This window comes from uncultured Novosphingobium sp., from assembly GCF_964277725.1.
Taxonomy (GTDB): Bacteria; Pseudomonadota; Alphaproteobacteria; order Sphingomonadales; family Sphingomonadaceae; genus Novosphingobium; species Novosphingobium fluoreni.
Window position 1 is genome coordinate 1 of the sequence record NZ_CAXYKL010000105.1, and the last position, 21876, is coordinate 21876.

The window sequence follows — 21876 nt, forward strand, 5'->3', positions numbered from 1 at the left end:
TGCGGGAGGAAGACGTGCTCCACGAAGTTCGGAAGCTGATCGAGGTGCAGCGAGCCGCTGCTGACCTGCAGATGCTCCGGTGAGTTCGTGCCCTTGTGGTCCCGGGCTGCCGGCGCTGGCCACTGAAACCTCCACTCGAGAACCTGATCCTGCAGGTTCGCCGTATGTCCGCCCGCCAAGCGCTTGCTCATCGCCTGCGCGCCGCCCCTGCGACTGTCGTCCGTCGGCGATCGCCATGATGAACAATCGCTCGCGCCGCATTGGTGTTGCCGGTCTCGGCCGAGCTGAATATTCCTGCCGCAACGCGGTAGCCCAGCCCTTCCAGTGGCGGGACGATAGCTGCAAGCTGTCCGTCCGCGTTCCCCGGGACGTTCTCGCGGAAGATAAGATCAGGCCGGCACTCCGCAGCGATCCGGCAGACTTCAGGCGCGAGAAAGCGCTGGCCATCGGCTCCGGCGCGCTGTCCGGCGACGGAGTTGTCCTGACAGGGGTCTCCCGAAGCGAGGATATGAACGAGGCCACGCCATGGTTCGCCGTCGAAAGTGAGCATGTCAGACCAGACAGGCGCTGGATGAAGCCACCCTGCGTCCATCGACGCGACCAGGCTCGCGGCGGCTGCGGCTTCCCTCTCCACGTAGCAGACGCCCACGCCAGTTTCTTGGCGATGGTGGAGGGCGAGCAGGATGCCAAGTTCAAGGCCTCCGACCCCTGCGCACAGGGAGAGGATGTTGCGGGTACGAAGAGCCACATCAGGCAAGAAACTCCTCCACCGCCGTCCGCTCAGCGGGATCGGCGCGGGCAGCGATCTGAGCGCTGACACGGGCAAAAACCGGCTCGTCGATCAGGTGATGAACGAAGAGCGTCTCGGCGCATGCGCGCAGGCGTTCTTCGTAGGTCTGTCCGGTCCAATCGGTCGCGCGGTCGCGGAGCGGTGCCGTCATGTCAGTGATCCCACGTCGAGGAGGAAGGGATCGCCATCGCGGCCAACCAGATGCAGGCGCGCGCGATGGCGATTGGAGGCAGGTATTCCGGTGGCGTCAGCCCTCGGCGGTGCCGATGAAGAGCGGAAGCGTGGTGCGCTCGCGGACTTGCGCGCAGGCCTCGGCAAACGCCTGTTCGAACGCGAGATCGGCGCGCCAGAGCTCGTACCAGAACACCACACCGCCGTTGGCTTTGCGGTACCGCAAGCGCGCGAGCAGTCGGTAATAGTCGGGCGATCGCGCGAAGACCGGGATCAGGATCATGAACAGGTTGGGGATGCTGAGCGGCTTGCCGTCCGCGTCCACATGCTCGCTGGTGAAAGTGAGCTGCCCCTCTCCGCTCGAAAGGTTGCGCGCTTCCTTGAGGGTCGAGTTCTCATAGACCTGCAGGTTGCGGGCCAGCTCGATCAGCTTGGACGGGCTGGCCAGCTTGCCGTTGATCGCGGCGACGAAGGCCTTGGCCTCAGGGCTGGTGGGCTCGCCCGTGGCATCCACGTCGACGATGCGATCTTCGAGGAACTGCGCGAACTCCGCCATTGTCATTATCTCGGCGTTCTTGCCGTGCCAGGCCTTCCATTCGTCGGAGAACGGGAAGGCATACTCAGCCTTGTGCTTCAAATTGGCGGTGGCGCCGCCGCTGTCGATGTCGGCGTGATAGTCGAATATCGTGGTGAGCTTCGCGCGAGCCATGTCATCAACGGCGAAGACCACGCTGCTGTCGACCGCGAAGCGATTGGTGAGATCGATGAACGTTTCGAGCGTTGTCAGGTGCGCCGTGCCGGCGCGCGCGATCGGCGCCTTCCGGTATTTATCGAAGATGCCCGGCTCCACGGCATAAACGCCCTGATCGCTGATCACCACCGGAGCCACGGTGCCATCGCGTGGATCCACCACTTCCGTTACATCGACGTGCGCCAGTTCTCGGGCGGCTAACACGCTTTCACGGATCAAATGACCCGCATCCCTGGGGTTTAAGTCGGACATCAAATCGTCTCCTTTGCTCAGACGTCGCGAACGGTGCGGGTCGGGGTGACGTCGCGAACCGTGCCGAAGAGGTTGCCCTGGTTGGGCTTGTTGGGGGTGAAGCGGTTGTCGGGCGTGACCCAACCGATGGTGCGGCCATGCTTCTCGCGCGGCGTCGACAGTTTGATATCGGGCGTGAAGAAATAGACGCCGTCGTGTTCACGATCGACTTCGATGGTCAGGGTGATCTTGCCCTTGACCTTCTTGCCATCCTCAATGCCGCGCTCTTCCAGCTCTTCGGCGAAGTGCTTCAGTTTGTCGGCGCAATCCGCGTTGAACGCGCCGTCGTTCAGCATGAAGATCAGGTCGGTCAGCTGGGTAACCGATGGATAGCGGCGGGTACCATCCGCTGCAGACGTCTCATCTATCGCGCCGGTCGCGGCGGTGCTTTTTTCGGTCATTTCGCTAGCTCCAGATCATGAGGGCAAGGATCGCCATCGCGACCAGCCAAAAGGAGGCGAGCGCGATGGCGATCCGGACGCGGGCCTGCCCGGCAGGGGCGGACCTGGCAGGCCCGGTCAAAGGGTGGGCGTGCATCGGGCGGATCGGCCCGAAGATGCGGCGGCGCTCGGCCTCGCTCATGACAGCACCGCGATGATGGCGGTGCCAGCGATGAGGATGGCGGAGGCGATGCAGAACGCGATGGCCAGGGCTTGGCCTGCCTGTTCCAGGCGAAGCAGCTCGGGATCGGGGAGCGCCTGCGATAGAAGAAGCTCATCCTCGTCCGGCCAATGATAGGTGCCGACGGCGCTGACGGCGCTCATGCGGCGATCCTTTCCGGCAGGCGTGCGGCGGATATGTGCGCCGTGCAGAGATCGCGGAGCGGCAGGCCGAGGTAGCGGGCCAGCGTGTTCAGATCGCGGTAGGCCGCCATGGCGCGGGCGAACTGATCGGGCTGGCCCGCATCGCGCAGCTGATCGGCGCGGAGAGCGGCCTCCGCCCAAGCCGTGACCAGTACGGGCTTCCATGCACCCGCCGGGCACAGATCCTCTGACAGCAGGAAGCGGCGGATATCATCGGTACGCGCATCGGCGCCGGGGAGATCGGCCGGATAGCGGCCAACCACGGGATACAGTTCGTCGAAGCAATCGGTGTATCCCGGCACATCTCCGCCGCACAGGGCCGTCAACGCGCCCCAGGGAGCCAGGCGCTGCGCGGCTTCGTCGCGGGTCCAAGCGCCTCTCGCGACCTGGCGCAGAGCGGCAGCGCGATAGGTCGCGTGGACGCGCGATGCGATCTGCCTGATCGTGTCGCCGTCAGGCATCGGTCGGCCCTCCACCGGTGAGAGGGGTTCCGCTCCCACCGGCTTCGGCTACCTTCAGATCAAGAGGACCATCCAAAGGAGCTGATAAATGGTAATCGCACGCATGCTGCCCGAGCGACGCCCGCGCGTCGAAAGGTACGGTGATGGAGAGGTCCTTGTCTGGAGCGGCGACGACGCCGACCCTGACGGACTGCTGATCAGCTCCAAGGCTGCAAAGGACGTCGGATTGGATTGTTTGCGCATCGCAAGCCTGATCGAGAACGAGCCCGTCTCGCTCCTCGCCGCGAGCATCGAGCTTAAAGTTCCGACCCACGTGACTGAGGATCACGCCGCACGGATCGTGCTGACAGCGGAAGGTGCACCCATCGCAATCGATCTTGGCGCAGCGCAGTTCGTCGAGCTTGCGGCGGCATTTGCAGCACTCGCCAGAGAGATCGGCTAAGAACTTTCGAGACGAAATCGGCTGACCACCCGTCACGGGTATGATCTTGCTTTCGTCCAGTTCGGGGCGTGGGTGGGCGGCGTTCATCGACGTGCCCTGCGGCGGCGGGCGGGTGTGACGACAGACTGCGAAACCGGCTGTTCGGTTTCGCGAAGACGATCGAGATCTATGGTGCGGTTGCCGCTGGCGACTTCACCCGGGAAGCGGCGCGACTCGATCGAGATCAGTGCGGTGCCGTCACCGTTGTTGCGCTGAATGCGCGCTTTCTCGACGACATCCTGCCCGTCATCATTCTGATCATCGAAGTAGCAGAAGGATCCAACGTGCGGGAAAGACGCTGATGTTCGTAACATTGCCATCTCCATCAGAGCGATAGGCTCCGTGGAGAGACTTATTACGCATTGCGAAATATCGCGCAACCCATAATTTACGCAATGCGCAAGTTTAGCGCTGCGACCTTAGGCCAGCAAGTCTGTCAATGTCAGGACCCGATGCATCTTGAGCACGTCTTTGGTGGCCACGGTAAACGTCAGGGGAGGAGTAAACTGTTCCAGCTCAATGAACGATCCACTCCGGCGGACCAACCGCTTGATGAGGACAGTCCGGGCGCTTTCACCGTCATCCCCGTCCTGATCTTCTCCCGTTCGTCGAAGGTAGACGACCACATCATCGCCTATCATCGGCGGGCGCTTGCTCTCCACCAAGATCAGAACACCATCGGCATGCGCCGGAACCATCGAAGACCCCTGAACATAGACGCCGTATGCGTCGCCCCGACCATCAAGTAGAACAGGTCGCTTCGCGTATCCTATGACGTCATCAGTGTAGAGATACGTTTGCTCTATCGCCAGGTCATCGGAAACCCGATCAGCGCCCATGGCTGTGCCGAGGATCGGTAGGTCTTGTCGCATGCGATCATACGACGCACCCTCGAACTTCTGGACGACACCGTTCGCCTCAACCTCTCCCGCATCTAAAAGCTCAGCAACACTAGCCTCGTATGATTCGACCAGTGATGGAATACGTTGACTTGGAATACCGTCGTGTCCGTTTTCCCATCTCGAGACTTGGGGTGCTGAAACGCCGAGGCGCTCAGCCATCTTCTCCTGCGTTAGTTTCAGCCGTTTGCGAGCCTTGATAAGTCCATCGCGCTTCATCCCAGCATTATTGCGCACAGCGTAATCGGCATCCATGCTGCCAGACGAAACTTGCCTATTGCGCAATATTTCGCATTGCGTAATAAGGGCGGTCATGACCACCTTACGCGCCTACCTCGACAAGACCGGTGAGAAACAATCGGAGTTTGCCGATCGAGTCCAGACTACGCCAGCCACCATCTCGAGACTTTGTGCGGGTAATCTCAAGCCGTCGCTTGATCTTGCTCATGCGATTGAGGTCGCGACCAGGGGCGAGGTGCGAACAGAAGTCTGGATCGCACGAACGCCATCGGCCCCTGCAGAGGCAATCGTCGGTCTGATCGTGGTGGCTAAGGAAGGTGAAAAGCATGCGACGCTCAATGCAGCCGCAGAGCACCTGCCGTCGACTGGACAGATATCCGATGCGTCCACCGCTGATGAGGAAGCGCGGTCATGATCGCGCCCGCTGTCCGCGCACGGCTCAAGGCCGGGGTGATCACGGTGATTTCGATCTGCGGCGGGGTCGATGGTGCCGCCGCCACGGTGGACAAAAGCCGCTCGCTGGCCGGCAAATGGCGCAATCAGAACGATGACGCCACGCCCTGCCTGGATGACAGCTTCGCGCTGGATCAGGTGGCGGTGCTGCAGGGCGCGCGGCCGCCGATCCTGTCCGCCTACGCCGCCGATCTGGGCCATGTGGTGATCCGCCTGCCCGATCACGGTGGCGGCGAAGATGCCCTGTCCACCGCGATGATCGATGCCAGCGCCGAGTTCGGCGACGTGGCGGACGCGCTGCGCGAAGCCACGCGCGACGGGAAAATCTGCAAGGACGATCGCCAGAAGATCATCGGCCAGATCGACGAAGCGCTGGCGTCCCTGGCGCGGATGCGTGGCGCGGCCTGCCTGGGGGAAAGCTGAACATGATCGGGGGCATGCAACGCCAGGGCGCGCGATATCGGATCGGGCCGCTGACCACTTATGCCGAAGCGGGGGAATTGGCGCGTTGGCTGCAAGTGGCCGAAGCGGGCGAGAAGATGGTCTATGCCATCGGCCCGGCCCTGGGCCGTGAGGCGGCGGCGCCCAAGCTGGCCCGCCAGTGGAGCGAGCAAGGCAAAGTGCGGCTGCACCGTGACGGCCCATCCTACATCATGGTGGCGTTGGGCCGAACGGGCGAACGCAGCGATGCCACGAACGCCCGGCGGATCGGCCCGGCGGAGGGTCGGCTGTTCGACGTGATCAGCAAGCTGGCCGATGAAGCCAAGCCCCTGCCCGTGCTGGAATTGCTGGCAGAGATGGCCGGTCTGCCCACGCGGCAGGCGGCGGACTACCGCCTGCGGGTGCTGCAAGGCGCGGGTCTGCTGCGCGTGGAATGCCGCGCCGGTGTGCGCATCGCGGAAATCGTGGAAACGGGCGCGCGCACTGCGTTCCCGGCTTCGTGATGGATATCCTGCACGATCCCAGGGTGAGCCCTGCCGCCTATGCGCGCAGCCTGACCCGCTATATCTCCGATTGCTCGACCGTGCGCGCGCGGACGCTGGATATGTTCGGCAGATCGCCGCCGCGCGGTCGGATCGAGCAGTGGCGGGCGCAATGGGAGCTGACGCAAGTCGTCGACGAACGCCGCGATATCGGTGAGCCGATCGATGATGACGCTATCGAGTTCGCGCCGCGGGCCGTCTGCTTCGATAAGTTGGTGGCTCGCGCTGCCGGTCGTGAGATCACGCCGCGCCTGCGCCGCTCGGACGATTGGCTGTTGCCGGTCCCGACCAGCGCCTTGCCCCAACTTCACGTCTGCGCCATCGCGCATAGTTTTGACCTGAGCCTGGAGGATATCTGCGGAGCATCGCGCAAGCGGCCTATCGCGCGGGTGCGCAACCTGGCTGCCGCCGTTCTGCGCGCGCGTGGCAATTCATGGGCTCTGGTCGCTCGGCATACCGGTAGATCGGATCACGTGACGGCCATTTCCGCCGTGCAGACGTTCTTCGCGCGCGATTACAACGATCCGGACATCGGCCAGGCGTGGAGCCATTTCGCACCGGCAAACACCGTTCGTGCGCGGTCGTATGACGGGCTGAATTACCTGCTTCGCGGCACGATCCGGATATGACCGGCGTGCTGACGGATCTGGAACGGGAGATGCTGGCGGCGGCGGCGGCCATGCCGTTTTCAGCGGTCCGCAAGTTGATCGCGATGGGCGCGAATCGCCACTTCGCGGCGCAGCTGACCGGTGCGGGGGATCTTGGTATCGGCCAGGTCACGATCAGCCGCGCCGGGTGGGAACCGCATGGTCCCGATCGGCGGCTGCTGCTTTCCGTTCGCCGCCTCGGCGCGTTGATCGATGTGGTCGCGTTGGCCAGCCACGTGCGTGACGAATGGTCACTGCGCACCGGCTTGGGCTGGGCGCTGGGCATGGATGCGATCGACAACGCGCAGGCGGCGCTGGCGCGGGACGAGAAGCGCATCCGGGTGCGCCTGCATGCAACGCCGTTCGACTGGCTCGCTGCCGGCGGTGACGGTCTGTGCGTCCTGGACTGGTGCGCCGCCTCGCTGAGCGAGCTGCGTTTGCTGGGCGAGCGCGTGACGATCGAAGTCGCGCCCGGGACCGGCGAGAGGCTGAAGGCGATGCTGGCGTATGGCGGACTGCCGCGCGTCAGCGAGATAACACATGGGATGGGGATGGCGGCATGACAGACAATAGCACACCCGCTGAAGGGTCGGTGATGCCTTCTGAGGAAGGGCGTGGCGTGATCAAGTGTTGGTCGCATGAAGTGCGCCAACCTAATTGCCGTACATGCCAGTCTGAAACCCGCCCCACCCCCGACAAGGCGCTGATGCGCGATGCTGCGGTGGGGGAGGTCGTTGCATGGCTCAAAGAATGGTGCATTGATGGGGAACCGCGTAGCCGCGTTGACCGATACGAGAAATGCGAGCCTTGGCTCGCCTCGCTAAACCCGAAGCTGACGCCTCTTTACTCCACCCCCATGCCAGTCGAGGAACGGGCGAAGGGTGCGGCTCTTATCGAAGTCGAGAGGGATGAGAACGGCAAGGTTCTTATTTGCAGTGGCTGTGGCACCGTCGAAACGGTCAGATCGATACGCGCACGGCATCCAACAGCGTTCACCTGCTGCCCGGAACGCAAGATGGTACCCGCCCTCGCCGCGACCAATGCGCCCCCAACCACCGCTGCGGATGATGAGGCGCGGGTGGAGGCGGTCGAAGTCGAATGTGCCCGACTGCTTGCCGCTTATCTACGCAAGGAAATCGGCCGATTGATGCATCAAGCCGAGCACTGGGCCAAGAACAACAAGCCATTCGCAGTGCATCACCGAGTAATGAAGGCAGACAGCTACTTTCAAATTCTTGTGCTCATGGAACGCGACCCGGCCAAGGGTTGGAAGCTTCCCTTTGACGAAATCCGCGATAGCCTCGCCCGGCCTGAAATCCATGCTCCGGGTTCTTACCCGCCGAGCAAAGAGCTGCATCGTTATCGCGATCCCGAGTTCGTTGTCGCCGCCCTCCGCCCACAAGCGCCAAGCGATGGGGAGAAAGCTGCCATCGATGTCCTCAAGGCTTCGCGCTCGGACGACTGATCAGTGTCAACACGCAACCCATTTACAGGCGGGGACGCTGGTCCCGCGCCCCCTGAACGCGACGGCGACAGTTCCGCACCGGGCGGTTCGGCTCCATCATCACGAGGGGGTCCGGGGCGACGGATTCGTGCCGATGTCGATCCTGAGGCGGATTTGCTGTGCGCTCGCCTGCCTCTCACCGATCTGGGCAATGCCGAGCGGTGGCTGGCGCGCTTCGGGGCTGACTTCCGCTTTTGCCCGGAGCTGGGCTGGTTCTGGTGGGATAGCCGCCGGTGGAAGCTGTTGTCCGAAGAGAAGGACGCTGTCCCTGCCGAACTGATGCAGTCGATGGCGATGACGGTGCGGGCCATCCGCAACGAGGCGAACCTGGTCGCTGCGTCCGGGTACCCTGCCCCGGTTATGTCGGACAAGGAAATGCGCGAGCTGGAAAGCTGGGCGCAGGCCTACGGCACATCCTCACGCGAATCCTATGTGCGCGGGCTGAAGCAAGCGCGCGCCGATTGGAGCGACGATGCCTGCGCCGATTACATCGAGGCGCTGGAACCGATGGACGTGGTGCTGGGCAAGCAGCTGTGGAGCCACAAGATCGCCGCCTGGGCCAAGTCCAGCGAAGCCGGCGGTATGCCGGGGCGCATGCTCAAGTGGATCAAGGGCTTCCTCCAAGTGGTGGTGCGGCCCGATGCGTTCGATCGTGACCCTCTCGCCATCAATGTCATGAACGGCACGCTGCGCCTGGTGCGGCGGCCGGAGCGACGGCCCAGCGCCGATGTCGACGCAGGCAAGAGCAAGTGGCGCACCGGCGCATGGTCGATCAAGAAGTACGATCACCGGCGCGAGGACCTGATCACCAAGCTGGCTCCGGTGAAGTATTCGACCGCGGCGAAGTGCGACGCATATGACGCCTTCATTGCAAAGGTGCAGCCAGATGAGGCGATGCGCCGGTTCCTGCACCAGTGGGGCGGATACTCCCTCACCGGCGATACCACCGAACACAAGCTGGCGTTCTTCTACGGCCAGGGCCGCAACGGCAAGGGCACATGGGTGGAGGCGATGGCGTTCATGGCCGGCGACTATGCCGGTGCGATCGGCATCGAATCTCTGCTCGACAGTGGCGGGCAGCGGCGCGGCGATCAGGCAACGCCTGATCTTGCCGAGCTGCCCGGCGTGCGCCTGCTGCGCGTGAGCGAGCCGCAAAAGGGCATGAAGTTCAACGATGGCCTGATCAAGCAGCTGACCGGCGGCGATCCCGTGAAGGCGCGTCACCTGAACAAGGGCTTTTTCGAGTTCTTCCCCGACTTCAAGATCACAGTTTCGGGCAACACGCGCCCGATCGTGAAGGACGTGTCGCACGGCATGTGGGCGCGCATGCAGCTTGTCCCTTGGGATACGATCATCCCGGAAGAGGAGATCGATCGCTCTCTGCCCGAAACGCTGAAAGGCGAGGCCAGCGGCATCCTCAACCGGATGCTGGCCGGCCTGCTAGATTGGCGCGAGAACGGGCTGATCATTCCCGAACAAGTGCGCATGGCGACCCAAGCCTATCGCGAGTCCTCGGACGAACTGGGCCGGTTCCTGTCGGAGCTGTGCGAGGTCAGCCAGGATACGGCGCGCGTGCGCGTATCGGGCAGCGAGTTGCACAAGCTTTACAAAGCGTGGAGCGAAGTCGCGGGCGGCTCAGGCTGGCACATCAAGGGCTTCAAGGGCGCGATGGAGGACAAGGGCTTCAAGTCCATCATCAGCAACGGCGTAAAGTGGCTGGGCGTGCAGCCCCGCCTTGGTGTGAACATCGAGGACGTGGCGCGCGGCGAGTGGCCGGGCAAACCGCACTCTGATGGCGAAACCGGCCCTCCCGAAGCTGATCCCGGCGACGACGACATGCCGCCCGGTTGGAACAGTTAGCGTGAGTTTTCAGAGGGATGAGCGGTCCCGCGCCCCCTGATGCCTTCCGCGCGGAAGGATGCGCATTGGAGCCATTTGGATGGAGTGGAAGGGAAATCCTCGTTTCTTTGCAATGGGTTGTGCGTGTTTGGAAGGGACGGAAGGCTGATCCGGGTAAGTCCCCATGTGAGAAGGCACCGATCAATCTCATGAGCGACTTACCCTCTTTTCCCTTCCTTCCCTTCCAAAAGGTGAGCGGGGAAGAAAGAAGAGAAGGAGAAAGGCGCAGAAAAACTGGGGTTTCAGGGGTTCGTGAGTTTGGAAGGGTGCCTTCCAACGGGCTTTCCGAACATAGAACGGTGGAAGGGTAGAAAGATGACGAATGGCGGAAATGCTGGATTGTGCGTGTCGTGGCAGGAAGCGGAAGACGCGCTTATGGCCGCATTCGAGTACCTGCGCAGCATGCCGGATCGCGAACGGGGGTTCCTATCGGCAGGTTCGCGGTCTGGATGGCCAGAGATCGTTCGCGAGAGTTGGGAATATGCCGATGCTGAGGCCCGGCCCTCGCCCCGCCTGTCGCGCCAACATGCCGAGCACGTCGAACAGTTCCTCACCGGGCCTAAGCCGTTGGCGAACGTGATCGCCGAGCAGCATCGCGCATTCGTGGGGCGCGTGATCATGATGCAGTTATGGCCCGGGCCCGACGGCTTTGGATGGGACCGCGTGTTCCGGCAGCAGCGCGGCGTGCTGTTTAACCTAGTGCGCAAGGTGGAGCTACCGACCACCAGCGATGGCCTCCGCAAGGCGTACGAGCGCGCGATCGGCAAGGTTGCCGTGGCCATGACGCCCGGCAGCGCGCGTGTCCAATTGTCGATTGGACAAAATTGAGTGCTGAACCCCGCAGAAATCCTGCGTCCAACCCGTCAAGTGGGCAAACGATTGGACATGCAAATATTGGTTGTCCGTTTGGACAAGGTTTCGGGGTATGCCTTGGGCACGCTGAGCTTGATGTGCCTCGTTCAGTGTTCCCTCCCAAACTCAGGCAGGTGGCGATGGCAGTGGGTTGCACCACTGCGCGGGACCGCGCGCAGGAGAAGTCCAACCGTGAGGCGGCTTCAACTGCTATCGCTGCCTGTCGCTCTTCGGATGTCGCATGGGTAAGCTGACCGGGATGCCATCGCGGCTTAGCTCTTTGCCGCCCAGGGTGGCTGCGATGCCGAAGATGACGGAAAGCTTCTACAATTCGGCATCGTGGCGGGCCTATCGGCAGCAGCACCGCGACTGGACTGTCGCTCGCCAAGGCGGCGTGTGGTGCATCGTGTGTGGCTCGACCAAGCGGCTGATCCTCGATCACGCGATCGAGCGCAAGGACGGCGGCGAGGACCTCCCGCCCCTAGAGCAGGCGCATTGGTACTGCACCGGGTGCCACAATCGGAAGACGGCCGAGGCCAAGGCAAAGCGGGCGCGCGGCGGTCGTTGATAAGTTTGGATGCAGAGTGAGCGAGATAGCTAAACCGCCCCGCAAGTGGTCCAACTTGGACCGGGGAAGCGACCCACTCGTTATATTGCGTGTTCGCGTCAGGTTGGATGGTGTCGTACAGCATCGCGTGCTGGCTTACGACTGCGACGCTGGGACAGTCGAACGCTTGTGTGCCCCCGATAAGCACGGCGTCATACGACGGTCGGAACGCCTCTCGGGCGTTGTCGAAGTTGAGGCAAGGTAGTCTCGACCTGCCTCGATTAAAGAAAGCATGGGGGGGGTAGTCGAAAGTCCGGGGGGTGGTCGCCCCCTGCACCGCATCTCGTCCCATTCAGAGGTTTTTTAGTTGGCACATGATGTTTCAGGCAAGGCGTCGTCACCGGGATGGCTGCCGTTTGACCTGCTCGGGCATCCGGTGCCGTCGAACAAAGGCGAGAAAGGAAGGCCGCAACACGCGCCAACCGCTGAAATCCTTGAGAAAATCATACTGCTACTTGGCATGGGTCGGAGTGAGAAGGACTGCGCAGCGGCCGTGGGTCTTTCGATCGACACGATGAAGCGGCATTATTTCGTTCATCCCCAGGTTCAGCTGGCGAGGCGGAACGCGGCCCTCGTCCTTGAGGGCGAGCTGCTCTCGCGGCTTAATCGCCAGTCGCTCGATGGGAAGACATCGGCTACTGAAAAGCTGCTGAAGCGACTGGACAAAGCACAGCTCGGACCGGTGCCCGTAAAGCCCACGAAGGCGAAGAAGACCAAAGGCATTAAGGAAGAGCGTCGCGACGCCGCCTACGATGCTGGCCTAGGTGATGACGGGTGGGGGCCTCTGCTACATGGCAGCAGCGGAGCGCTGCCTAACTGATGGTGCCCGGCGAGTGGAACTTCGCTTGTGCGGACTGGAAAGACCGGCTGCGCGAAGGTCGAAGTCTGATCCCAGATCTTCCACTCGATCGTACCGTCGCAAGCCGAGCAGTCCGCATATTCAACAAGCTCCGGTTGCCGGATGTTGGCGATCGGCCGGAGATGCGGATCGCGGCAGGCGATTGGCAGCGCGATACCGTAGCCGCACTCTTCGGGTCGCTGATGCCAGACGGGCGGCGTCGGGTGCGCAAGATACTGGAGTTGGTTCCTAAGAAGAACTCCAAGACGACCAAGGCCGGCGCGATCGGCGTGACGGCACTGCTGATGGACCCCGAGCCACGGCAGCCATACTACCTCTTCGGCCCTACGCAGGAGATTGCTCAGCGCGGCTTCAGCCAGGCCGAGGGCATGATCATGGCGGACCCGGTGCTGCAGCAGCGGTTCCATGTTAGGGCACACTTGAAAACGATCGTGGATCGGGTGACCGAGTCCACGCTTAAAGTGCAGACATTCGACGAGAAGGTGTCGACCGGCGGTATCCCCAAGGGAGCCATCATCGACGAGCTCCACATCCTCGGCAAGGTGCACTACGCGAGCCGGGTGCTGGGACAGATCTATGGCGGCATGATTTCCCGCCCTGGTGCGTTTCTCTACATGATCACCACGCAGTCGGACGAACCGCCTGCTGGGGTGTTCAAGGAAGAATTGCAGCTGGCCCGCGCTATTCGCGACGGCCGGCTGACGGGTGAGGGAGCGACCACGCTTCCGATCCTCTATGAATTTCCTGAGGAGTTCCAGACCGACCCTGCTCAGCCATGGATGGATCCGGGATGTTGGCCGATGGTTCTACCGAACCTCGGCCGGTCGGTGCAGATCGATCTTCTCAGGCCGCAGTTCTTCGAGGCCCGCGAGAAGGGTGCAAGCGAGTTGGCCCGGTGGGCTTCGCAGCACCTGAACATAGAGATCGGCTTAGGCCTACACTCGCAGCGGTGGCGTGGAGCTGATCACTGGCTCGCGGCGACCGACCCAGCACTGAAGGCCGCGAAGCGCGTCGACACTCTGGACGAGTTGCTCGCGCGCTGCGACGTGGCTGTGGCTGGCGTCGATGGTGGTGGCCTGGACGACTTGTTCGGCCTGACCGTGCTCGGCCGAGAGAAGAATACCGGCGATTGGCTCACGTGGAGCCACGCCTGGGTGCAGCGCGACGTTGTCGAGAAGGTCGACAACAAAGAGCCGCTGCGGAAGGACATCGCGCCGCGCCTACTCGACTTCGTGCAGGAAGGCACGCTGACACTGTGCGACACGGCGACGCAGGACATCGAAGAAGTCGCAGCCGTGCTCAAGCGGGTGAAGAGCAGTGGCCTGTTGCCCGATAAAGGCGCCGTGGGCCTCGACCCTCTGGCGATCGGCGGTCTCGTCGACGAGTTGATCGAGATCGGCCTGACCGAGGAGCAGCTTGTCTCCATCGGACAGGGATTCAAGCTTTCGTCCGCAGTGTGGAGTTCGGAGCGCAAATTGCGCGACGGGCGAATGCGTCACGACGGTTCGGAAATGATGGCCTGGTGCGTAGGTAACGCCAAGGCCGAGCAGCGAGGCAACGCGGTGTACATCACCAAGGAAGCGGCAGGAAAGGCGAAGATTGACCCACTTATTTCGCTCTTCAATGCGGTGAAGCTGATGGAGCGCAACCCTGTCGCGGGCGATGGCGGTATATCCACCGATGAGTGGATCAAGAGCTTCGCATGAGAGCGCTTGGCTACGAGTTGTCCGCCCAGGCTGCCGCGGCCGAGATGCGTGCGCGTGCGCCACGCGACGAGATTAAAGATATCGTCGTCAGTGGCTATGCCGGTGAGGTTGCGCAGGCCAATCGAGATGACTTTGCCACCAACCGCATCACAGTGGCGGAGTACCGGGATTCGGTCACGGCCAACGGCCGCGCGGCTATGGGCTTGTCGACAGTCTGGGCTTGCGTCGGCTTTTGGGCTGGTAACATCGCGGGCCTGCCTCTGCATGTCCGACGCCGCAGTGATCAGGGCGTGTCCGAACCAGCACCGGATCACCCGCTGTATTGGCTGCTGCACGACAGCCCCAACTTCGACCAAAGCGCCTATGACTTCTGGGAGTTCATGGTCGCTGGACTTGAATTGCATGGTAACGCCTATGCCCAGATCGTGCGGCGCGACGATGGTGGCCTGGGATCGCTGATCCCGATACCGCCAGATATTGTCAGCGTTGCTCGCATCAGCGATGGAAACTTGCAATATTCGTGGCGGGTGAATGGCCGGCCGGAACGCGTCGGCCAGTATGACATGTTGCACATTAGGGGCTTTGGCGGCGACCCGCTTGGCGGATTGTCACCACTGGCCCTGCATCGCCGCACTCTAGGGCTCGCGGGGGCCACTGAGGACTCAGCTTCTACGATCTTTCGGAACGGTGTTCGGTCGAGCGGCGCTCTCTCGACGGAAGAGAAGCTGAACGGCGAGCAGCGCGCCGAACTGGAGGAGCGACTGCAAGATCGTTTCGCCGGCGCTCACAACGCTGGTCGTCCGATGCTGCTGGACAACAAAGTGCAATGGGTTCCGTTTTCGATCAGTCCGGTCGATGCCGAGATGATCGAAGCACGGGGCCTCAGCATGGTTCAGCTTTGCCAGATATGGGAGGTCGATCCTCACTTGGTCGGCATCACGACAGGGAACACGCAGCTCGGTAGCAGCATCACGGATCAGACGCTCTCGCTGGTCAAATTCAAGATGCGCAAGCGGCTGAAGCGTATCGAAGGCGCGCTAGAGAAGCAGCTGCTCAGCCGTGCCGATCGCCGGGCCGGTGTGTCGATCGAGTTCAATTTGGAAGGCTTTTTGCGCGCCGACAGTGCCGGGCGTGCTTCCTTCTACCAGACCATGACCGGCATCGGTGCGATGACGATCAACGAAGTTCGCGCGCTGGAAGGATTGCCGCCGGTCGCCGGCGGAGAGACGCCACGCATGCAGATGCAAAATCAGCCCATCGATCAGGCGGGGCAGGAGGAAGACTGATGCTCCACAAGGACTTTGGGCTCGAGATCAAGGGCATTGACGAAACTGGCTATATTGAAGGTCTGGCGGCCGGGTACGGCAATGTCGATCATGGCAATGACAAGATCCTGTCTGGCGCTTTTGCAAAGTCTATCGCCGGTCGCGCTGGTGTCCCGATGCTGCTTTACCACGACATGCGTCGACCGATTGGCAAGTGGTCGGAGTTCACGGAAACCTCTGATGGTCTGATCACCAAGGGCAAGATCGCGGTAAAGACGCGTGATGGCGGCGAGGCGTACGAATTGGCGAACGCCGGCGCGCTGGGCGGTCTGTCGATCGGCTACGACCCGATCGTCAAGCGCATGGCCGGCAAGGTGCGCGAGTTGGTCGAGCTTGCACTGCACGAGGTTTCGCTGGTGACGATCGGCATGAACCCGAAGGCGCTGATCACCGGCGTCAAAGAGATTCTGGAGGCTGGCGAGCTGCCGTCTGTCCGTGAGTTTGAGGAGTTCCTGCGGGATGCAGGCGGCTTCTCCAAGAGCATGGCCGCTGCATGCGCGTCGGCCTGTAAGCCGCACCTTCGGGGGGAGCCCGAGGCGAAGGCAGATAGCGCCGATTTCTGGACCAAGCTTGGTTCCGTGCTCGGCTGATCCCCCTCTACCTCAGGAAGAAAATCATGAAGCGTCTGATTTGCATCAACGCCGCGACCGCGGCGCTCATCGGCATGCGCGCGATCGGCCCGATGACGGCCAACGAGCGCGCGCGCGGCCGTTACCTGCGCGATGGCGCGGGCCACCCCAACGGCGGTGCTCAGCTCACGCCGGAGCAGCTGGTAACCCAGGTCAAGGATGCTCTCGATGCGGTCCGCAAGATCGCAGACGGGGCCGATAAGGAGGTTAAGCGCCTCGGAGACATTTCGACCGAAACCAAGCAGGCAGCGGACCGGGCCCTGACCCAGCTGAACGTGCTTGACGAGCTTAAGGCCCGAGTGGAAGACCTGGAACAGAAGAGCCAGCGTCCTGAGGGTCGCGGCTCGCTGGAGATGGACAGCTGGGGCCAGCAGCTCGCTGAGAACGAGGATGTGAAGGCACTCGCTCGCAAGGAGCGCCCCTCCGCGCGCGTTGAGCTGAAGGCCATCACTACGGCCGCAGGTTCTGCCGGCGGCCTGATCTGGCGTCAGCGCGAGACCGATGGCGCAGTCGAACTGCCCAAGCGCCCCGATCTGGTTGTGCGTGATCTGCTCACTGTGGTGCCGATCACCACGGGCACGGTCGAGTATGCCCGCCAGACCGTGCGCACCAACAACGCGGCGCCGGTTGCCGAGGGTGCGCAGAAGCCGTACAGCAACTATGGCTGGGACAAGCAGACCGCGAACGTGAAGACAATCGCGCATCTCGCCAAGCTGACGCGCCAGTCGCTCGACGATGCACCGCGCCTCCAGGGGGAGGTCGACGCCGAGATGCGCTATGGCCTTGCGCTTGCGGAAGATGCCCAGATCCTCAACGGCGATGGCACCGGCGAAAACCTGCTTGGCCTTCTGGCGCAAGCGACCGCCTATGCCGCGCCCTCGGGTGTGACGATCGCGAACGCAACGCGTATCGACAGACTGCGGCTTGCGCTGCTCCAGGCAAGCCTCGGCCTCTATCCGGCAGATGGTATCGTCACCAGCGAGACCGACTGGGCCGTGATCGAGCTGACCAAGGATGCCGCCGGCGGTTATATCTTTGCCAACCCGCTCGCCATGGCGGGTCCGACCCTGTGGGGCAAGCGCGTGGTACCCACCAACTCGATGGCGATCGGTGCCTTCCTGGTTGGCGCGTTCAAGATGGCGGCCACGCTGTACGATCGCCTGCAACCCGAGGTCCTGATCTCGTCGGAAAACGCCGACGACTTCGAAAAGAACCTGCTGACCATGCGTGCCGAAGAGCGCCTGGCTCTCGCCGTCAAGCGTCCCGGCGCCCTCATCAAGGGCACCTACGCCTAAGCCATAGCGGGCGGTCCCCGGGCCGTCCGTTTCCCTTTTCAGTTGCAGGTGATCGATGATCATCCGCGATCGCTTCAGGAGAGAAGCAATGCGCAAGTACCGTGTGCTGTGGCCGCATGTCGGCGACAAGGAATATGCCATCGACGATATCCGGATCGCCGATCCCAACGAAGTTGCCCATCTCGTCAAGCCCGTCGGCAGCATGCTGGAAGACATTGGCGAGGCAGACGAACCCGTCGTGACGCCCGTCGCGGATCCTGCCACCGATGCGTTGGAGCAGATGCAACAGGCGCATCAGCAGGAGCTGCTCGCCGCTCACCAGCGCGCCGACGAACTGAGCGAGCAGCTTATTGCTACCACCGATCGTCTGACGTCCGTGGAGACAGCACTCTCGGAGCTACAGCCAGCGTTGGAGGAGCTGCGGTCTGTCCGCGACACTCAGGCTGAGCAGTTGGGCCAGCTCTCCGAGCAGTTCGGCCACTTCGGTGGTGAGCTGGAGAAGCTGAAATCCGCACCGAAGACGGCGGGTAAAGCCAAGTCGGCCGATACGGCGGATTGATCGGGCCGACCGATGATCTTCGAGCTGCTGCACTCCCCGTATCCCGAAGGGTACGGGGAGAAGCTGTTGCCGCTTGATGCGTGCAAGGTGCATCTCAAGATTGACGGTGACGACGAAGATGATCTGATAGCAGCGCTGCGCGATGCGGCGGTGCAAGTCGTCGAGCTTTACTGCAGCATCAAGCTGCTGGCGTCGGACGTCGAGTGGCGTGGCTCGTCCTTCCCGCGTCGTGCTGGCGCAGCGCTGCCGCTCAGCGTTGCGCCGGTGACTGCGATCGAGACGATCAGCTGGCGCAGCGCCACCGGTGATGAAGTCGACGGATTGGCAGGTGGTTATCGGATCACCGGTCGAGGTGATGTACTCCCGGCGATCGGTGGCGAGTGGCCGTCCGACGTGGGCGGCGACATCATCGTGAAGTTCAAGGCCGGCTACGCCCAAGGTGCAGCTCCCCCTGCCCTGCTGACCGCCGTGCGCCTGTTCCTCGGTCACCTCTATAAGAACCGCGAGGCGGTGACCGATCGAGGTACGGAGGCAGAGATTCCTTTCGGGGTACGCCAGATCTGTGCCCCGTTCTGCCGCGTGTTGATCTGATGTCTGGTATCGCAGCCGGCTCCTATGATCGGCGTATCCGTATTGAGCGCCCAATCTCGGACGAGAGCCTCGACGGTGCCGGTTCAGGTTCATGGGAAAAGGTGATCGACGTGTGGGCAAACGTGCAGGACGCGATGCCCAGCAGAGGCGAGCGTCTCGCTGCCGGCATCAACGCTTCTGCGCGGCCATCGCGCATACGGATCCGATATCGCCAAGGTATCACCCCGGATATGCGCTTTCTCATCGGCTGCATGGTGAAAAACGAAGCTGGCGAGAAAGTGTGGCGTACTGACCGGATTGTGCAGATCGTCTCCGGCCCGGCAGAACTGGGGCGACGTGACAGTCTGGAATTCATGGTCGAAGAGTACCGGCCAGCTGGGAACCCTGCCTGATGGCATCGGCGACCGGGCGAGCGCGGGCATCCGCGTACATCGGCAAGATTCCTGAGCAGCTTACCCGGCTGCTTGCCGGTGCTGGTCGAGCAGGCGGGAGGGTGATCGCGGCTGAAGCGAAGTCGAATGCCCAGGCGAGCGAGGTCGCCAACGCTATCGTAGTCCGGTCCAAGTCAAGCGACGGGCAAGTCGTAGTGCGGATTACCGTGAAACGCGAGACAGGCCAATCAGCGCCGGGTTGGGCCTACTCGCAGGCGATCTGGCAGGAGTATGGAACGGCACCTCACTTCATCACCGTAGCTGATGGGCAACGCAAAGGCCTCGGTATCCGCCGGATCAACCAGCGCGTCGGTGAAGCAGATGGCAACGCTTCCCTTGTGATCGGCGGCAAGTTCGTTGGGAAAACGGTCTTCCATCCTGGTGCGAAGGCACACCCATTCCTGCGGCCTGCGCTGGATTTCAAAGGGGCAGAGGCCGTCAGAACAGCGCAAGCGTACATCAATGCTCGCGTTTCAGGCGGCAAAATCGACACGCGCGACGATGAGGCCGACGCGTGACCGGCACCGAGATCATTGGTGCGCTGCTGCTCGAAAGCGTGGAACTGACTGCGATCGTCGCTGCGCCACGCATCAAGGCAGGTCGATTGCCTGATGGCACATCCCTGCCGGCGTTGCTCATCCGCACCGTCAGCAGCGTCGAATTTCAGCCGCTCCGGCGGGGTAACATCGTGCGAACGACAGATCGGGTTTCGGTCGCCGTTCGAGCTTCTTCATATCGTGAGCAGGTCCAGATCATGCGGTTGGTCCGCAAGTGCTGCGCCGGGCGCACGGGCGACATCGGCGGCGGTGTGCGCGTCTCGATCTTAACGGCCGGAATGGGGCCCGATGTGAACGGCCCTGGCGACACTTTCGAGCAAACCCAAGACTTCCGCGTCAGCTTCGACGCGCCCGTTTGAACCAGGAGACCACTATGAGTGACGAAAAGACGATCAAGGCTGTCGCGCTGAAGGATTTCAACGACGCCGGTACCGAACAGCGGTTCGCCAAGGGCGACACGCCGACGCTGCCAGAAGGTGTCTTCGCGAATTACGAAGCCGCTGGCCTCGTGCGCAAGGCGACTGCCGAAGACGCCCGCGCCGCCAAGGCCGACACCAAGAGCGACGCGTAACCAGTTCGTCCGCCCGCGCGGACGGTCCCGGCCGGACTTCTCGGCCACCAACATGACCCACCAGGAGATATGAAATGGGTTCCACCACTGCAGCGGGCACGGCGATCGCGATCTCAGCCGGCAAGCCCAGCACTCAGGACAAGGCCGGCTACGTGGCTCTGACCTTCACCGAAGTCGGCAACGTCGAGCAGCTCGGCACCATCGGTGCGACCACCGAGAAGGTCGAGTTTCAGCCCCTCAAGGGGCCGAAGCAGAAGCACAAGGGTCCGACCGACTATGGCTCGCTCGCACCCTCGATCGCCCACGATCCGGCAGATGCTGGTCAAACGCTGCTGCGTACCGCCGCTGATCCCGATAACAACGAGCTGTATGCGTACCGCGTTACCTATCCGAGCGGCGACAAGCGCTACTTCCAGGGCCGCGTGTTTGGCTATCCGGAGAACGTGGGCGCTGCCGCCAGCATGCTGATGGTCAACCCGACGATCGAGATCGATACCAAGATCGTCAAGGATGACGTCGTCGCCTGAACATCCCCACCTTCCGGCCCTCTGAGCCGGTCTTTGCGCACCAGTCCGCCCGCGCGTCGCGGTTGGCGGAGCGGGCTGGTGCACCTTCCCGCGAGAGGAAACACCTATGTTCGATATTACCACCCAGGCAGTCGCCGACAGCGCGCCGATCCACATCAAGGGCGCCGGCGGCACCCCACTTTACTTCGACGGCAAGCCCGTTCGCATTCACTTGTGGAGCCCCGGCTCGCCGGCCTTTGCCGAAGTAGAGGATCGTCAGACTGCACGCGCCCTCAAGCGCATGCAGGACAACGATGGCCAGATTGCCGTTGCGGAGATGGAGCAGCGTAACGCCGAGCAGGCTGACGATCTCGCATCACTCACCGTCGGATTTGAAAACCTGAGTTATCCGCCTGCCGGTGACAAGCAGGGCAAGGAGCTGTTCCGAGCCCTTTATGCAGATCGCAAGCTCGGCTTCATTGTCGGTCAGGTCCAGAAGGCCTTGCGCGACTGGGGAAAGTTCACGCCCGGATCGACCGGGAACTGACGCTCTACGTGCGGCAGATGGCGTGGCTCAATGCCACGCCCAAGCCGCCAGAGGGCAGCAAGCGCGCTCAGGCCAAAAACCCGCCGCCATTGATAAGCCGGGCGCAGAAGCTGAAGAACGATAAGATCAAGCCGGCAATGCCGCGCATCTCAGCGCCGCATATCCTGTCACGCCTCATCGACATCGGGCTGACCGAAGCTGCCGGCATGGGCTCCGGGCCGGTCAGTTGGCAATCGATCAAAGCCTGGCAGGACGTCATGGGCGTAGCACTGCCCCGCTGGGAAGCTCGGCTGATCCGGAAGCTGTCGGTCGAGTATCTGGCGTTTGGTCGCGATGCCGAAAGCGAAAACTGCCCACCACCGTGGCGGGCACCGGTGACCGAACGCGAGAAGAAGCTCGAGGTCAGTCGCCTTGAGATGGTGCTGGGCTGATGCCTGCGCGCCATTGCCGTAACACATAGGAGGTTCG

At 62.6% G+C, this 21876-nt stretch carries 34 protein-coding genes; 24 read left to right on the forward strand and 10 right to left on the reverse strand.

What is annotated here, in order from left to right; translation table 11 throughout:
* From ACHWRX_RS06315 to ACHWRX_RS06350, 8 genes are all read right to left on the reverse strand, one after another.
* On the reverse strand, positions 1–191 hold a 191-nt coding region (locus ACHWRX_RS06315; protein WP_394658542.1), incomplete at its 3' end, for a hypothetical protein.
* Entirely contained in the window at positions 188–820 is a 633-nt protein-coding gene (locus tag ACHWRX_RS06320) for a DNA cytosine methyltransferase (protein ID WP_394658543.1), read from the reverse strand. The genes ACHWRX_RS06320 and ACHWRX_RS06315, both read right to left, overlap by 4 nt.
* On the reverse strand, positions 750–941 hold the full coding sequence (locus ACHWRX_RS06325) for a hypothetical protein (protein ID WP_394658544.1): 192 nt from the start codon (positions 939–941) through the stop codon (positions 750–752). Before ACHWRX_RS06325 ends, ACHWRX_RS06320 begins: the two co-directional genes overlap by 71 nt.
* A gap of 96 nt (positions 942–1037) precedes the next feature.
* Positions 1038–1964: a DUF2303 family protein gene (locus ACHWRX_RS06330; protein ID WP_394658545.1), complete on the reverse strand. Its 927-nt coding sequence runs from the start codon at positions 1962–1964 to the stop codon at positions 1038–1040.
* Positions 1965–1981: 17 nt separating this feature from the next.
* Positions 1982–2404, reverse strand: coding sequence for a hypothetical protein (locus ACHWRX_RS06335; protein ID WP_394658546.1), 423 nt, complete (start codon positions 2402–2404; stop codon positions 1982–1984).
* Positions 2405–2408: 4 nt separating this feature from the next.
* Positions 2409–2585, reverse strand: coding sequence for a hypothetical protein (locus ACHWRX_RS06340; protein WP_394658547.1), 177 nt, complete (start codon positions 2583–2585; stop codon positions 2409–2411).
* Positions 2582–2767, reverse strand: coding sequence for a hypothetical protein (locus tag ACHWRX_RS06345; protein ID WP_394658548.1), 186 nt, complete (start codon positions 2765–2767; stop codon positions 2582–2584). The genes ACHWRX_RS06340 and ACHWRX_RS06345 overlap by 4 nt, the downstream gene beginning before the upstream one ends.
* The gene (locus tag ACHWRX_RS06350; protein WP_394658549.1) at positions 2764–3267 is read right to left on the reverse strand and encodes a hypothetical protein; all 504 of its coding nucleotides are present in this window, start codon (positions 3265–3267) and stop codon (positions 2764–2766) included. The genes ACHWRX_RS06345 and ACHWRX_RS06350 overlap by 4 nt, the downstream gene beginning before the upstream one ends.
* A gap of 88 nt (positions 3268–3355) precedes the next feature.
* Between ACHWRX_RS06350 and ACHWRX_RS06355 the strand changes: the two genes are divergently transcribed.
* Positions 3356–3709: a hypothetical protein gene (locus ACHWRX_RS06355; protein ID WP_394658550.1), complete on the forward strand. Its 354-nt coding sequence runs from the start codon at positions 3356–3358 to the stop codon at positions 3707–3709.
* A gap of 83 nt (positions 3710–3792) precedes the next feature.
* Here the strand turns inward: ACHWRX_RS06355 and ACHWRX_RS06360 are convergent, their stop codons facing one another.
* The gene (locus tag ACHWRX_RS06360; protein ID WP_394658551.1) at positions 3793–4074 is read right to left on the reverse strand and encodes a hypothetical protein; all 282 of its coding nucleotides are present in this window, start codon (positions 4072–4074) and stop codon (positions 3793–3795) included.
* A gap of 93 nt (positions 4075–4167) precedes the next feature.
* Positions 4168–4962, reverse strand: a complete 795-nt coding sequence (locus ACHWRX_RS06365; RefSeq protein ID WP_394658579.1) for a helix-turn-helix domain-containing protein — start codon at positions 4960–4962, stop codon at positions 4168–4170.
* On the opposite strand from ACHWRX_RS06365, the gene ACHWRX_RS06370 reads away from it, so the two are divergent.
* From ACHWRX_RS06370 to ACHWRX_RS06480, 23 genes are all read left to right on the forward strand, one after another.
* The gene (locus tag ACHWRX_RS06370; RefSeq protein WP_394658552.1) at positions 4961–5302 is read left to right on the forward strand and encodes a hypothetical protein; all 342 of its coding nucleotides are present in this window, start codon (positions 4961–4963) and stop codon (positions 5300–5302) included. The genes ACHWRX_RS06365 and ACHWRX_RS06370 overlap by 2 nt on opposite strands.
* Entirely contained in the window at positions 5299–5763 is a 465-nt protein-coding gene (locus tag ACHWRX_RS06375; protein WP_394658553.1) for a phage regulatory CII family protein, read from the forward strand. The genes ACHWRX_RS06370 and ACHWRX_RS06375 overlap by 4 nt, the downstream gene beginning before the upstream one ends.
* Before the next feature lie 2 nt (positions 5764–5765).
* Positions 5766–6284 carry a hypothetical protein gene (locus ACHWRX_RS06380; protein WP_394658554.1) on the forward strand — a complete coding sequence of 173 codons (519 nt, stop codon included), beginning with the start codon at positions 5766–5768 and terminating at the stop codon, positions 6282–6284.
* Entirely contained in the window at positions 6284–6952 is a 669-nt protein-coding gene (locus tag ACHWRX_RS06385) for a helix-turn-helix domain-containing protein (protein ID WP_394658555.1), read from the forward strand. The genes ACHWRX_RS06380 and ACHWRX_RS06385 overlap by 1 nt, the downstream gene beginning before the upstream one ends.
* A complete protein-coding gene (locus ACHWRX_RS06390; protein WP_394658556.1) occupies positions 6949–7533 on the forward strand; it encodes a hypothetical protein in 585 nt (194 codons plus the stop codon). Before ACHWRX_RS06385 ends, ACHWRX_RS06390 begins: the two co-directional genes overlap by 4 nt.
* A complete protein-coding gene (locus ACHWRX_RS06395) occupies positions 7530–8435 on the forward strand; it encodes a hypothetical protein (protein ID WP_394658557.1) in 906 nt (301 codons plus the stop codon). The genes ACHWRX_RS06390 and ACHWRX_RS06395 overlap by 4 nt, the downstream gene beginning before the upstream one ends.
* 153 nt (positions 8436–8588) lie before the next feature.
* Positions 8589–10334: a phage/plasmid primase, P4 family gene (locus tag ACHWRX_RS06400; RefSeq protein ID WP_394658558.1), complete on the forward strand. Its 1746-nt coding sequence runs from the start codon at positions 8589–8591 to the stop codon at positions 10332–10334.
* A gap of 354 nt (positions 10335–10688) precedes the next feature.
* Entirely contained in the window at positions 10689–11201 is a 513-nt protein-coding gene (locus tag ACHWRX_RS06405) for a hypothetical protein (protein WP_394658559.1), read from the forward strand.
* Between the two features lie 325 nt (positions 11202–11526).
* Positions 11527–11793, forward strand: coding sequence for an HNH endonuclease (locus ACHWRX_RS06410; RefSeq protein WP_394658560.1), 267 nt, complete (start codon positions 11527–11529; stop codon positions 11791–11793).
* A gap of 346 nt (positions 11794–12139) precedes the next feature.
* Positions 12140–12652: a hypothetical protein gene (locus ACHWRX_RS06415; protein ID WP_394658561.1), complete on the forward strand. Its 513-nt coding sequence runs from the start codon at positions 12140–12142 to the stop codon at positions 12650–12652.
* Positions 12652–14397 carry a terminase large subunit gene (locus ACHWRX_RS06420; protein ID WP_394658562.1) on the forward strand — a complete coding sequence of 582 codons (1746 nt, stop codon included), beginning with the start codon at positions 12652–12654 and terminating at the stop codon, positions 14395–14397. The genes ACHWRX_RS06415 and ACHWRX_RS06420 overlap by 1 nt, the downstream gene beginning before the upstream one ends.
* Positions 14394–15683, forward strand: a complete 1290-nt coding sequence (locus tag ACHWRX_RS06425) for a phage portal protein (RefSeq protein WP_394658563.1) — start codon at positions 14394–14396, stop codon at positions 15681–15683. Before ACHWRX_RS06420 ends, ACHWRX_RS06425 begins: the two co-directional genes overlap by 4 nt.
* A complete protein-coding gene (locus tag ACHWRX_RS06430) occupies positions 15683–16312 on the forward strand; it encodes an HK97 family phage prohead protease (protein ID WP_394658564.1) in 630 nt (209 codons plus the stop codon). Before ACHWRX_RS06425 ends, ACHWRX_RS06430 begins: the two co-directional genes overlap by 1 nt.
* A gap of 26 nt (positions 16313–16338) precedes the next feature.
* Positions 16339–17646: a phage major capsid protein gene (locus tag ACHWRX_RS06435; protein ID WP_394658565.1), complete on the forward strand. Its 1308-nt coding sequence runs from the start codon at positions 16339–16341 to the stop codon at positions 17644–17646.
* Between the two features lie 55 nt (positions 17647–17701).
* Positions 17702–18205: a hypothetical protein gene (locus ACHWRX_RS06440; RefSeq protein WP_394658566.1), complete on the forward strand. Its 504-nt coding sequence runs from the start codon at positions 17702–17704 to the stop codon at positions 18203–18205.
* A gap of 12 nt (positions 18206–18217) precedes the next feature.
* The gene (locus ACHWRX_RS06445; RefSeq protein WP_394658567.1) at positions 18218–18796 is read left to right on the forward strand and encodes a head-tail connector protein; all 579 of its coding nucleotides are present in this window, start codon (positions 18218–18220) and stop codon (positions 18794–18796) included.
* The gene (locus ACHWRX_RS06450; protein ID WP_394658568.1) at positions 18796–19188 is read left to right on the forward strand and encodes a head-tail adaptor protein; all 393 of its coding nucleotides are present in this window, start codon (positions 18796–18798) and stop codon (positions 19186–19188) included. The genes ACHWRX_RS06445 and ACHWRX_RS06450 overlap by 1 nt, the downstream gene beginning before the upstream one ends.
* Positions 19188–19745: an HK97 gp10 family phage protein gene (locus ACHWRX_RS06455; protein ID WP_394658569.1), complete on the forward strand. Its 558-nt coding sequence runs from the start codon at positions 19188–19190 to the stop codon at positions 19743–19745. Before ACHWRX_RS06450 ends, ACHWRX_RS06455 begins: the two co-directional genes overlap by 1 nt.
* Complete coding sequence (locus tag ACHWRX_RS06460) at positions 19742–20143, forward strand: hypothetical protein (protein WP_394658570.1); 402 nt, start codon at positions 19742–19744, stop codon at positions 20141–20143. The genes ACHWRX_RS06455 and ACHWRX_RS06460 overlap by 4 nt, the downstream gene beginning before the upstream one ends.
* Positions 20144–20157: 14 nt before the next feature.
* Entirely contained in the window at positions 20158–20355 is a 198-nt protein-coding gene (locus ACHWRX_RS06465; RefSeq protein ID WP_394658571.1) for a hypothetical protein, read from the forward strand.
* A 74-nt stretch (positions 20356–20429) separates the two neighbouring features.
* A complete protein-coding gene (locus ACHWRX_RS06470) occupies positions 20430–20882 on the forward strand; it encodes a phage tail tube protein (RefSeq protein WP_394658572.1) in 453 nt (150 codons plus the stop codon).
* A 106-nt stretch (positions 20883–20988) separates the two neighbouring features.
* Complete coding sequence (locus ACHWRX_RS06475; protein ID WP_394658573.1) at positions 20989–21408, forward strand: hypothetical protein; 420 nt, start codon at positions 20989–20991, stop codon at positions 21406–21408.
* 17 nt (positions 21409–21425) lie between these two features.
* Entirely contained in the window at positions 21426–21839 is a 414-nt protein-coding gene (locus ACHWRX_RS06480; protein WP_394658580.1) for a hypothetical protein, read from the forward strand.
* The last annotated feature ends 37 nt before the right edge of the window (positions 21840–21876 follow it).